Source organism: Enterobacter sp. V87_3 (assembly GCF_029967835.1).
Classification (GTDB): domain Bacteria; phylum Pseudomonadota; class Gammaproteobacteria; order Enterobacterales; family Enterobacteriaceae; genus Enterobacter; species Enterobacter cancerogenus.
In genome coordinates this window covers 44959-56699 of sequence record NZ_JASCAM010000018.1, presented here as the reverse complement: position 1 = coordinate 56699, position 11741 = coordinate 44959, and the positions used below count along the sequence as shown (strand labels likewise).

Here is an 11741-nt window from a genome sequence, read left to right as displayed (position 1 = left end):
CCCCCCCCCCCCCCCCCCCCCCCCCCCCCCCCCCCCCCCCCCCCACTCCCCTGCCCGCTTCGCTTAATTTTGCGCCAAAACTCCAACAGTTCGTCAATGAAACACCCGTTATTTCAATATTGAATTGATAAGCATTATCACTTTAAATATCGTCGCCGGAGCCTCCCGGATATTGGATATCATGCAGCGCTCTCCACAGGAACGGTGGGAGGCATCACGATGTTGTTGTGTTGCATAAGGTTATCCAATGAACTCCAGCCTTGTCGCCAGCGTAAAGCCTGACGAATCGACCATTGCCTCTCACTATCGCCGGGTTGTGCTGCGCCGATACGCCCTTGCGGGCGCGCTTCTGCTTTTAATTGTCTGCTCCCTGCTTCTCGACTTTACGCTCGGGCCGTCCGGCATGTCGGTTTCGACCCTCTGGCACACCCTCGTCAACGCCTCCGCCGCCGACGCAGGTACGCGCGTCATTGTCTGGGATATTCGTCTGCCGTTCGCGCTGATGGCTGTGGCCGTGGGGATGGCGCTGGGGCTTGCCGGTGCAGAGATGCAGACCATCCTGAACAATCCGCTTGCCAGCCCCTTTACGCTCGGCGTGTCGTCTGCCGCCTCGTTCGGCGCCGCGCTGGCGATTGTGCTTGGCCTGGGCATTCCCGGCATCGACGACAAATGGTTTATTCCCGCCAACGCCTTTGTTTTTGCGCTGCTGGCCTGCTTTATTCTCGACGGCATCAGCCGCTGGACCCGTGTCGCCACCTCGGGCGTGGTGCTGTTCGGGATCGCGCTGGTGTTTACCTTCAACGCCCTGATCTCCATTCTGCAGTTCGTTGCCAGTGAAGATACGCTGCAGGGGCTGGTCTTCTGGACGATGGGCAGCCTGGCAAGAGCCTCCTGGGATAAGCTGGCGATCCTGGCCGTCGCGCTGGTGGTTATCATCCCGCTGTCGCTGAAAAACGCGTGGAAACTCACGGCGCTGCGCCTGGGGGAAGATCGTGCCGTGAGCTTCGGTATTAACGTGAAGAAACTGCGCATGACCACGCTGTTCCGCATCAGCATTATCTCGGCACTGACCGTCGCCTTTGTGGGGCCGGTCGGCTTTATCGGCCTGGTCGCGCCGCACATTTCGCGGATGATGTTTGGGGAGGACCACCGCTTTTACCTGCCCGGCAGTATGCTGATTGGCGCACTGGTGCTGTCGCTGGCCTCGGTCTTCTCGAAGAACATGGTGCCCGGCGTCATTATTCCCGTTGGCATTGTCACCTCGCTCGTTGGCGTTCCCTTCTTCCTGAGCATCATTATTCGTAACCGGGGGAATGTATGACCGACGGCCTGCTCGTTCGCGATCTGCACACCGGCTATCGCAAGAAAAAAATTATCACCGGGCTGAATACACCCTGCCTGCCACGCGGGAAAATTACCGCTCTGCTCGGCCCCAATGGCTCGGGTAAGTCGACCCTGCTGCGCGCCCTCGCTGACCTCAATCCCGCCCAGGGGGCGTTACAGCTCAATGGGGAAGACCTGATGACGATGCCCTCCGCCCAACGTGCGCAGAAGGTGGTTTATCTGCCGCAGTCCCTGCCGCAGGGAGTGCACCTTCACGCCCTGGAATCGGTCATCGTGGCCCGCCGGGCCAGCGGCAGCGAGCAGAGTGAAAACGTTGAGCAAGAGGCCTACGCCATCCTTGATAAGCTCGGCGTCGCGCACCTGGCGATGAGCTTTCTTGACCAGCTTTCCGGCGGGCAGAAACAGCTGATTGGCCTGGCGCAGTCTCTTATCCGCCAGCCGGACCTGCTGCTGCTGGACGAACCTCTCAGCGCCCTCGATCTGAACTACCAGTTTCACGTCATGGATATCGTGGCGCGCGAAACGCGGCTACGCAATATCGTCACCGTGGTGGTGATCCACGACATCAACATTGCGCTGCGCCATGCCGATTACGCCATGATGCTCAAAGACGGCGAGTTGATTGCCAGCGGGCCGCCGGGAGAGGTAGTGAACGCTGCAAATCTGGCAACGGTCTACGGCGTGCAGGGTCGGGTTGAATACTGTTCGCGCGGGCTGCCGCACGTGGTGGTTGACGGGTTAACGCCTTACTAAAACAGACGGGGAAAACATGACGCTCAGAAAACTTCTCGCCGCCGCAGGCGGTCTGGCACTGCTCCTTTCATCTTTCATCGCCCAGGCGCAGAGCTGGCCGGTCACGGTAAAAGATCTGGATAACCGCACGGTCACGATTGAACACAAGCCGCAGCGCATCATTTTGCAGGACGGGCGCGATATCTTCACGCTGGCGCTACTGGAGCGCGACAACCCGTTTGCCAGCGTGGTGGCGTGGAATAACCTGCCGAAGAAGCAGGACACTGAAACCTGGAACGTGCTGAAGCGAAAATGGCCGGAAGCAGAGAAGATCCTCGACATGAAGTTTTCCGACCAGGGGAACGTGGATCTGGAAACCGTGATTTCTCGCCAGCCGGACCTGATGATCGCCCAGCTTCGCGCCAAACCTTCGCTGGTGCAAACTGGCGTACTGGAGAAACTCGACGCGCTGCATATACCGGTCATTTTCGTTGACTACGAACTGCATCCGGTTGAAAACACCCTGCCGAGCATTGCCCTGCTGGGTAACGTCCTGGGCCAGACGGCGCGCGCGCAGGCCTATATCGACTTCTATCAACAGCGTCTGGACACTCTCCACCAGCGCCTGGCGGGCATCGCTAAAAAACCCCTGGTGTTTATCGAGCCGATTGCCGGTGTCGGTGGCATGGATAACGGCTGCTGCTTTACCCATGCGCGCAACGGCTGGGGCGGGCTGGTCGAGGCTGCGGGCGGGATCAACATTGGCTCACAGCTGCTGCCGGGCGCAACCGGGAACATCTCCGTCGAAAAAATTATCTCGATGAACCCGGATTACTACCTGATGACCGGATCTAAACGCCCGGGTAAAGGCACGGCGGTGATCCCGTTCGGCTATAACGTCCCGGCTGGCGACGTGACCGCAGCGTTCACTGCGCTGCTATCGCGTCAGGGCGTGTCGAGCATTCCGGCCGTCGCGGAAGGCCACACCGGCGCGCTCTATCACCACTTCTACAACAATCCGTACAACATCATCGCCATTGAGGCGCTGAGCAAAATCTTCTATCCAACGCAATTTAAGGATGTCGACCCGCTGGCGGATTACCACACCATTATCACCCGCTTCACCCACATTCCGGATGACAACATTATCCTGAGCTATCCCCCTTCGCACTAATCCATCAGCCGGGTGGCGGCTTCGCCAATACCCGGCCTGCCCTGCTATCCGGCCAGAACCGGTGCATTCACCGGTTTCTGACGCAGCCAGATGCCCAGCACCAGCCCCATCAGCGACAGCGCCAGTACATACCAGGCGGGAGCCATCGGCGACACGCCCATCAGCACGGTGACGGCAATCGGCGTCAGCCCGCCAAAGATGGCGTACGAAACGTTGTAGGAGAACGAGATGCCGGTGAAGCGAACTTCCGGCGGGAAGGCGCGCACCATCACATAAGGCACAGCCCCCACGACGCCCACGCACAGCCCCACAATGCCGTACAGCAGGAACAGTTGTTCAGGATGGCTTCCCGCAAGATGGTAGAACGCCCAGCTGGATGCCGCGAGCAGCAGGCTCCCCACGATAAAGGTCAGGCTGGGGCCGAAACGATCGGCCGCGAGCCCGGCCGCCAGGCAGCCGAAGCACAGCATAATCGTCGCAATACTGTTGGCCTGAAGCGTCACCGCCGGAGCAAAGCCGTACTGCTTTTGCAGCCAGACCGGCGACATTAAAATCACCACCACAATGCCCGCCGACAGCAGCCAGGTGAGCAGCATCGACACCACCACGGCCTGGCGGTGGCGTACCACCACCGCTTTGACCGGCAGCTCCTGCGCCAGCGCCTTACGCTGCTGCATCTCGAGGAAAATGGGCGTCTCCTGCAGCCAGCGGCGCAGGTACATCGCCACCAGCCCGAACGCACCGCCTAACAGGAAGGGGAGTCGCCATCCCCACTCATGAACGGCCTGCTGCGTCATGCTGGTGTTGACGATGGTCGCCACCACCGAACCAAGAAGAATGCCGATCGTCAGCCCTGCCGTTAAGGTGCCGCAGGCAATACCAATGCGGCGCGCCGGCACATGCTCGGCGACAAACACCCAGGCACCAGGCACCTCGCCGCCGATTGCAGCGCCCTGCAAAATACGCATCAGCAACAGCAGTAGCGGAGCAACAATGCCCATCGTGGCGTAGGTAGGCAGAAGGCCGATCGCCAGAGTGGGCACGGCCATCAGCAAGATACTGAGGGTAAACATCTTTTTACGCCCGACCAGATCGCCGAAGTGCGCCATCACAATGCCGCCCAGCGGTCGCGCCAGATAGCCCGCGGCGAAAATCCCGAAGGTCTGCACCTGACGCAGCCATTCCGGGATATCCGCCGGGAAGAACAGTTCTCCCACCACGGCGGCGAAGAAGACAAAAATGATGAAGTCGTAAAACTCCAGCGCGCCACCCAGTGCTGCGAGGGTCAGCGTTTTATAGTCCTGTCGATTGAGAGGTCGGGCGTTATGTGACATAGCGAACCATTCGTCGTGTAATGTGGATTAATTTTTACAGTGATCGTAAAGAAAAGATGACTATACCGTAAAACGGTTACCACGCTATCGCGACTTCAGCTAATGTCACATATTGATTAATTTCAGGAGATTGTTTCGCGACGCGCGCTTTTCGGGCGAAATGCTGCTACGACATTGTCGTGCGTTTCCACGTAAGGGCCGTCCAGCAACTGTATACAATACGGTACACTTGCAAAAATACCGTGGACAATGACCTTGCCATCCTCGCCTTTCAGCCCTTCCAGCGTCTCTTTAATCGATTTCGGCTGGCCCGGCAGATTAAGTATTAACGCCTGTTTGCGGATCACGCCAACCTGGCGCGACAAAATGGCGGTCGGGACAAAGTGCAGGCTGATCTGGCGCATCTGCTCGCCAAAGCCCGGCATTTCACGATCGGCCACGGCAAGGGTGGCATCCGGGGTCACGTCGCGACGCGCCGGCCCGGTTCCGCCGGTGGTCAGAACAAGGTGGCAGCTCATCTCATCCACCAGTTCACACAGCGTCTGCTCAATAATCGGCTGCTCGTCCGGGATCAGGCGGGTCTGGATCTCAAACGGGGTGGTCAAGGCGCTGCTCAGCCACTCTTCAAGTGCGGGGATGCCTTTATCCTGATAAATACCGCTGGAGGCGCGGTCTGAAATCGACACTAAGCCGATGCGTAAGGTATTCATGTTCATTCCATTCAAAAAAGTACTGACTAAGGGGAATGATACACGCAGAGGGGAAATTCAGACAGAGTACGAAAGAAGTAGCGTGACCGGGAGCCCGGCCACGCGAAATGATTACAGCAGGTCGCCGATCATTTTTTCCAGTTTTTCCTGATCGATGGCAAACTTACGGATACCGTCCGCCAGTTTGTCTACCGCCATAGGATCCTGGTTGTGCTGCCACAGGAACTCGGATTCGGTGATACGCTCAGGACGCGCTTTCACTTCACCGGTGTAAGACAGTTTGCGCTCGATTGCGCCTTCGCTCTCTGCCAGCTCTTTCAGCAGCGCAGGGGCGATAGTCAGGCGGTCGCAGCCAGCCAGCTCAATGATTTCACCGACGTTACGGAAGCTTGCGCCCATCACAACGGTCTCATAGCCGTGCTGTTTGTAGTATTCGTAGATTTCCGTCACTGACACTACGCCCGGATCTTCAGACGCCGCGTACTCTTTCTTGTCAGTGTTAGCTTTGTACCAGTCCAGAATACGGCCAACGAACGGAGAAATCAGGTAAACACCCGCTTCTGCACATGCACGCGCCTGCGCGAAGGAGAACAGCAGGGTCAGGTTACAGTTGATACCCTCTTTTTCCAGCTGCTCTGCCGCGCGGATGCCCTGCCAGGTAGAGGCCAGTTTGATCAGGATACGGTCGTTGCTGATGCCCGCGTCGTTGTACAGCTTGATCAGGCGCTTGGCTTTGGCGATAGACGCGTCGGTGTCGTAGGACAGGCGTGCATCCACTTCGGTAGAGATACGGCCCGGCACCAGTTTCAGAATTTCCAGACCGATGTTCACTGCCAGTTTGTCAGTTGCATCCACAACCTGCTGCGCGCGGTCGTTGCTCTGGCCTTTCGCCCAGGTCACAGCGTCGTCAATCAGTTTGCGATACTCAGGGATCTGCGCGGCGTTAAGGATCAGAGAAGGGTTGGTTGTGGCATCCTGCGGCTGGTACAGCTTCATTGCCGCGATATCTCCGGTGTCAGCTACGACAGTGGTGAACTGACGAAGGGAGGTCAATTTATCCGTCATGATAGTGTTTCTCTTTTAACGTGCCCTGGATAATTCACGCTACTGACAGCGAGCCAGCAACGGAAAAATGACAGGTTTACTTGTTAGGGGGATGTAACCGGTCTGCCCTGATGATAACACGACGGAGGGGTAGCGCAACCGCAGACAGTGCGCTTAGGCAGAGTATGATAAACTCGCAATATTAACAGGCTGCTAAGTAACGGCATGCTCACTCACTGGTAGCGCTTACATATGCATTTTGGCATCAACAAGAGGGACGTTAGTGCCTGATTTCTTTTTCTTTATTAATGAAATTCTCTGGGGTTCGATAATGATATACCTGCTGCTGGGAGCAGGTGTATGGTTCACGCTGCGCAGCGGTTTTATCCAGTTTCGCTATATCCGCAAGTTTGGCAGAAGTCTGAAAAATAGCGTAAGCCCTCAGCCCGGCGGATTAACCTCGTTTCAGGCGCTGTGTACCAGCCTCGCCGCGCGTGTAGGCAGCGGCAATCTGGCGGGCGTGGCGCTGGCCATCACTGCCGGCGGCCCCGGTGCGGTCTTCTGGATGTGGATGACGGCGATTATCGGCATGGCGACCTCGTTTGCCGAATGTTCGCTCGCCCAGCTTTACAAAGAGAAAGACCAAAACGGTCAGTTTCGCGGCGGCCCCGCCTGGTATATGGCCCGCGGGCTGGGTATGCGCTGGATGGGCGTCCTGTTTTCCCTCATTTTGCTCCTCGCCTACGGCCTGATTTTCAATTCCGTACAGGCTAATTCCGTGGCCCATGCCCTGCGTTATGCCTTTGCCTGCCCGGAGTGGGTCACCGGCGTCATGCTGGCCGCCCTTACGCTACTGACCATCACCGCGGGCCTGAAAGGCGTTGCCCGCCTGATGCAGTTCCTGGTGCCCGTTATGGCACTCCTGTGGGTATCAGCCAGCCTGATTGTCACGGTGATGCACATTGATCAGCTGCCGGAGATCGTAGCGGGCATCCTTAAGAGCGCGTTTGGCTGGCGTGAAGCGGCCTCCGGGGCGCTGGGCTACACCATCAGTCAGGCACTCACGGCAGGCTTTCAGCGGGGCATGTTCTCGAATGAAGCGGGCATGGGGTCGACGCCCAACGCGGCGGCGGCTGCGGCCTCATGGCCTCCTCATCCTGCGGCCCAGGGGATCGTCCAGATGATTGGCGTGTTCACAGACACCATCATTCTCTGCTCTGCCACCGCAATGATTGTGCTGCTGGCTGGCCCCGATTCCCATACGTCAGAGATTGCCGGGATCCAGCTTATCCAACTGGCGCTGGCCAACATGGTCGGCAGCTGGGGCGCAGGGTTTGTCTCACTCATTGTGTTGCTGTTCGCCTTCAGCTCGATTGTGGTGAACTATATCTACGCCGAAAATAACCTCATCTTCCTGAAGCTGGATTCGCGTTCTACCCGCAACGGGCTTCGTGCGTGCGTTATCGCGATGGTCATGACGGGTTCCCTGCTCCACATGCCGCTGATCTGGCAGCTGGCAGACGTTATTATGGCGCTGATGGCCATCACCAACCTGACGGCGATCTTACTGCTCTCACCGGTGGTGACGCTGATCGCCCGGGACTACCTGCGCCAGCGTAAGCTTGGGGTGCCACCGGTGTTTGATGCTGCGCGCTATCCTGAAATCGAGGCGCAAATCGCGCCGGGCACCTGGGATGATTTGCCGCGGCAATAACAGCTATCGATCAATCAAGGGCGATTTTTTGGTAAAGTCGCCCTAAATTTCCTGCAAGGACTGGATATGCTGATTCTGATTTCACCTGCTAAAACGCTCGATTACCAGAGCCCACTCGCCACCGAGCGGTATACCCAGCCTGAACTGCTGGACTACTCGCAACAACTCATCCACGAGGCGCGCAAGCTTTCCGCTCCGCAAATCGGCAAGCTGATGAGCATTAGCGACAAACTTGCCGATCTGAACGCGACCCGCTTCCACGACTGGCACCCGGATTTTACGCCAGACAATGCCCGCCAGGCGCTGCTCGCTTTCAAAGGCGATGTGTATACTGGCCTGCAGGCAGAAACGTTCAGTGAAGCCGATTTCGATTTTGCCCAGCAGCATCTGCGCATGCTCTCCGGCCTGTATGGCGTACTGCGCCCGCTGGATCTGATGCAGCCGTATCGCCTGGAGATGGGCATCCGTTTCGAAAATGCCAAAGGCAAAGATCTTTACCACTTCTGGGGCGATATCATCACCGATACGCTTAATCAGGCGTTAAAAGCCCAGGGCGATAACGTGGTGATTAACCTCGCCTCCGACGAATATTACAAATCGGTGAAGCCGAAAAAGCTGGACGCAGAGATCATCAAGCCGGTATTCCTGGATGAGAAGAACGGCACGTTTAAGGTGATCAGCTTCTACGCCAAAAAAGCGCGCGGGCTGATGAGCCGCTACATCATTCAAAACCGCCTGACCCGTCCGAAGCAGCTGACCGGGTTTAACAGCGAAGGCTATTTCTTTGACGAAGACGCGTCGGGGAAAGGTGAACTGGTGTTTAAGCGTCACGCGCAGTAAAAACAAAACCCCGCCTTCAGGCGGGGTTTTTGGTTAATGGTGCTTCCAGTCCGGGCCATGACCGCGATCGTCGTGGCGATCGTGGTGGTGGTTATCGTGCCCATGGTGCTCATCGTGCGGACGCCAGTGGTTATCGCGCCAGTCGTAGTGAGATTTCCACCAGTCATGGTCGCGCCAGCGGCCGCCATCCCAGTAGTGTCCGTTATTGTCCCGATCGCCAATCTGCAGTTTTACCGCAGGCACGAGGGTGATCTCAGCTGCCTGTACCGCCATGGGAGCGACCAGCATCAGTGAAAGCGCGATAAGTGCAGGTTTCAGTTTCGACATGGGTGACTCCTTATTATTCTTGCCCGCCGTGGGCCGATGTAAGGAGAATACGTGAGGGGGATGGAGGATGTTATTCTCTGCAATCCTAAACGCTAAGTGACCGCATTTATTGGGAATTTCTGCTTATTTACTGCGTTTTTTCTCCTTAATTTCTTCACAAAAAAGCCGGGGGGCGGCTGCGCCTTACCCGGCCTACAGATCGGTGCCGCTGTTGCCGGGTGGCGCTGTGCTTACCCGGCCTACGAATGGGGTCGCGGTGGGCGTTGTAGGTCGGGTAAGCGAAGCGCCACCCGACAAAACATCACCCGCGCGTCATCATTAACTTACGCAGCGCGGCAAAATCCGCTGGCAGTTCATGAGACAGCAGCGGCAGGTCGGCGCGGTCGGCCAGCTCTTTCGGCAGCGGCAGCGTTTCACCGAGGATCGCTTCAACGCTCTCCTTGAACTTCGCCGGATGCGCGGTGCCGAGGAACAGGCCATACTCTCCCGGCTGAAGCTGGTCGCGCAGAGCGCGGTAGGCAATCGCCGCGTGCGGTTCAGAGGTATATCCCACCGCTTTTAACTCGCGCATCGTCGCTTTGGTGGTTTCGTCCGTCACGGCAGCGTAACCCAGGTCGCCAAGACGCCAGACCTTGCGGCGAAACAGCTCCTCAACGCGCGGCCAGTTGTTCGGCTGGCTCACGTCCATCGCATTTGAAAGCGTCGCCTGCGTGGCGTTCGGTGCCCATTTCCCGTCTTTCAGGAAGCGCGGTACGGTGTCGTTGGCGTTGGTCGCCGCGATAAAGCGTTTCACCGGCAGACCCAGCGATTTCGCCAGCAGGCCCGCCGTCAGGTCGCCAAAGTTGCCGCTCGGCACGGAAACAACCAGCTGATTGCGCGCCTCCTGCGGCAGCTGTGCCACTGCTTCGAAGTAGTAGCAAATCTGCGCCAGCAGACGGCTGATGTTGATGGAGTTAGCCGAGTTCAGCCCCAGCGCCACTTTCAGCTCTTCGTCGTCGAAGGCCTGTTTAACCAGCGCCTGACAGGCATCGAAATCGCCGTCGATCGCCACGGTTTCAATGTTGCCGCCAAGGGTACAGAACAGTTTTTCCTGCAGCGGGCTGATTTTGCCTTTCGGGTAGAGGATCACCACGCGGACGTTTTTCAGGCCGTAGAACGCATGCGCGACCGCAGCACCGGTGTCGCCGGAGGTGGCGGTCAGAATGGTCACCGGCTTGTCGCCGCTGATGTGGGTCAGCATCTGCGCCATAAAGCGGCCGCCGAAGTCTTTAAACGCCAGCGTCGGGCCGTGGAACAGCTCCAGACAGCCGACGTCCGGCTCGACCTGCTTAACCGGTGCCGGGAAGGCAAAGGCCGCACGCACGCGCATTTCCAGCTGCTCTGGCGGGATCTCATCGCCGATGAACGCCGAGAGGATTTTGGTGCTGCGGGTGACAAAGTCCTGCTTCAGCAGTTCGTCGATGTCGGTGAGCTGAAATTCCGGCAGGTCGTGCGGGAAGAACAGCCCCTGATTTTTGCCCAGCCCCTGAGTCACCGCCTGCGCGAAGCTGACCTGCTCGTTATGATCTTTAAGGTTGTAGAGTTTCATTATTTATCCCAGTACTCGTGCGCCAGCCGTGTCCAGACGGCAAATATGAACAAAGCCTTCCTGATTTTGCAGGTAGTGTTTCGCGAGCCAGTCCGCCACGCGCTGCGCGGTGTCAGGCTTATCGCACAGGGCGAACAGCGTCGGGCCGGAGCCGGAGATGCCGCACGCCTGCGCGCCAATATCCAGTGACGCCTCTCGCGCCTCGTTGAAGCCGGGCAGCAGCTTAGTGCGATACGGCTCGGCAATGACATCTTTCATCAGTTTCGCCGCCAGCTGCGGCTGTCGGGTATAGCAGGCGTGAATAAAGCCTGCCAGATGACGCCCGTGGGCGATACAGTCCTGACGACGATACTGCGCGGGCAGGATCGCGCGCGCTTCGGCGGTGGAGACCTTAATGCCCGGATAGGCCAGCACCCACAGCCACTCGTCAAACCCTGGCACCTGCTGGCTGACGATGCCATTTTCTTCAATCATCAGCTGCATACCGCCGAGGAAGCACGGTGCCACGTTATCATAATGAATACTGCCGGAGATGCGCCCTTCCAGCTCGCCCATTAATCCCAGCAGGCGGTTGTTGTTCAGCGGCTTTCCGCAGTGTTCGTTCATCGCCACCAGTGCAGCAACCACGGAGCAGGCGCTGGAGCCGAGACCCGAGCCAATCGGCATACTTTTTTCCAGCGTCATGGTAACCGGCACGTTTTTGCCGATCTCCTGACAGAACCTTTCCCAGCACTGATAAACAATATTCTCGCGCGGGTCCGACGGCAGCTTGCTGGCGAAGCGGCCCACGTTGTGCAGGCTGAAGCTCTCTGCCGCTTCCACCGTCACCGTATCGCCCAACAGCGAACCGTCCACCGGCGTCACCGCCGCGCCCAGCACATCAAACCCGACGCTCATATTGGCGCTGGAAGCCGGGGCATAAACTTTGACCATG

Annotated in this window: 11 protein-coding genes; 5 read left to right on the top strand and 6 right to left on the bottom strand. The window is 58.1% G+C overall.

The genetic code is table 11. From position 1 onward, the window contains the following. Positions 1-247 precede the first annotated feature (247 nt). Genes QLG21_RS08600 through QLG21_RS08590 form a run of 3 tightly spaced genes read left to right on the top strand, consistent with a single transcriptional unit; the run spans position 248 to position 3250 of the window. A complete protein-coding gene (locus tag QLG21_RS08600) occupies positions 248-1321 on the top strand; it encodes an iron ABC transporter permease (protein WP_282484227.1) in 1074 nt (357 codons plus the stop codon). Next, complete coding sequence (locus QLG21_RS08595) at positions 1318-2097, top strand: ABC transporter ATP-binding protein (RefSeq protein ID WP_282484226.1); 780 nt, start codon at positions 1318-1320, stop codon at positions 2095-2097. Before QLG21_RS08600 ends, QLG21_RS08595 begins: the two co-directional genes overlap by 4 nt. Before the next feature lie 16 nt (positions 2098-2113). Continuing rightward, the gene (locus QLG21_RS08590) at positions 2114-3250 is read left to right on the top strand and encodes an ABC transporter substrate-binding protein (RefSeq protein ID WP_282484225.1); all 1137 of its coding nucleotides are present in this window, start codon (positions 2114-2116) and stop codon (positions 3248-3250) included. 44 nt (positions 3251-3294) lie between these two features. Here QLG21_RS08590 and QLG21_RS08585 read toward each other — a convergent pair whose 3' ends face one another. From QLG21_RS08585 to tal, 3 genes are all read right to left on the bottom strand, one after another. After that, positions 3295-4584 (bottom strand): MFS transporter, encoded by a 1290-nt coding sequence (locus QLG21_RS08585; RefSeq protein ID WP_236346534.1) that lies wholly within the window; start codon positions 4582-4584, stop codon positions 3295-3297. A gap of 122 nt (positions 4585-4706) precedes the next feature. After that, on the bottom strand, positions 4707-5294 hold the full coding sequence (gene mog, locus QLG21_RS08580; protein ID WP_282484224.1) for a molybdopterin adenylyltransferase: 588 nt from the start codon (positions 5292-5294) through the stop codon (positions 4707-4709). Between the two features lie 111 nt (positions 5295-5405). Beyond that, entirely contained in the window at positions 5406-6359 is a 954-nt protein-coding gene (tal, locus tag QLG21_RS08575) for a transaldolase (RefSeq protein WP_006173984.1), read from the bottom strand. Positions 6360-6621: 262 nt separating this feature from the next. Between tal and QLG21_RS08570 the strand changes: the two genes are divergently transcribed. Then, a complete protein-coding gene (locus QLG21_RS08570; protein ID WP_282484223.1) occupies positions 6622-8052 on the top strand; it encodes a sodium:alanine symporter family protein in 1431 nt (476 codons plus the stop codon). Positions 8053-8118: 66 nt separating this feature from the next. Continuing rightward, positions 8119-8892 (top strand): peroxide stress protein YaaA, encoded by a 774-nt coding sequence (gene yaaA / locus QLG21_RS08565; RefSeq protein ID WP_282484222.1) that lies wholly within the window; start codon positions 8119-8121, stop codon positions 8890-8892. Between the two features lie 33 nt (positions 8893-8925). Here yaaA and QLG21_RS08560 read toward each other — a convergent pair whose 3' ends face one another. The 3 genes from QLG21_RS08560 to thrB all read right to left on the bottom strand — a co-directional run bounded on the left by QLG21_RS08560 (position 8926) and on the right by thrB (position 11740). Further along, entirely contained in the window at positions 8926-9219 is a 294-nt protein-coding gene (locus tag QLG21_RS08560; RefSeq protein ID WP_058609644.1) for a DUF2502 domain-containing protein, read from the bottom strand. 301 nt (positions 9220-9520) lie between these two features. Then, positions 9521-10807, bottom strand: coding sequence for a threonine synthase (gene thrC, locus QLG21_RS08555; protein ID WP_282484221.1), 1287 nt, complete (start codon positions 10805-10807; stop codon positions 9521-9523). A gap of 3 nt (positions 10808-10810) precedes the next feature. After that, a complete protein-coding gene (gene thrB, locus QLG21_RS08550) occupies positions 10811-11740 on the bottom strand; it encodes a homoserine kinase (RefSeq protein WP_282484220.1) in 930 nt (309 codons plus the stop codon). Position 11741 lies beyond the last annotated feature (1 nt).

Coding starts and splice junctions, on each gene's coding strand:
- QLG21_RS08600 (WP_282484227.1), top strand. CDS start 248: ATGAACTCCAGCCTTGTCGCCAGCGTAAAGCCTGACGAATCGACCATT.
- QLG21_RS08595 (WP_282484226.1), top strand. CDS start 1,318: ATGACCGACGGCCTGCTCGTTCGCGATCTGCACACCGGCTATCGCAAG.
- QLG21_RS08590 (WP_282484225.1), top strand. CDS start 2,114: ATGACGCTCAGAAAACTTCTCGCCGCCGCAGGCGGTCTGGCACTGCTC.
- QLG21_RS08585 (WP_236346534.1), bottom strand. CDS start 4,584: ATGTCACATAACGCCCGACCTCTCAATCGACAGGACTATAAAACGCTG.
- mog (WP_282484224.1), bottom strand. CDS start 5,294: ATGAATACCTTACGCATCGGCTTAGTGTCGATTTCAGACCGCGCCTCC.
- tal (WP_006173984.1), bottom strand. CDS start 6,359: ATGACGGATAAATTGACCTCCCTTCGTCAGTTCACCACTGTCGTAGCT.
- yaaA (WP_282484222.1), top strand. CDS start 8,119: ATGCTGATTCTGATTTCACCTGCTAAAACGCTCGATTACCAGAGCCCA.
- QLG21_RS08560 (WP_058609644.1), bottom strand. CDS start 9,219: ATGTCGAAACTGAAACCTGCACTTATCGCGCTTTCACTGATGCTGGTC.
- thrC (WP_282484221.1), bottom strand. CDS start 10,807: ATGAAACTCTACAACCTTAAAGATCATAACGAGCAGGTCAGCTTCGCG.
- thrB (WP_282484220.1), bottom strand. CDS start 11,740: ATGGTCAAAGTTTATGCCCCGGCTTCCAGCGCCAATATGAGCGTCGGG.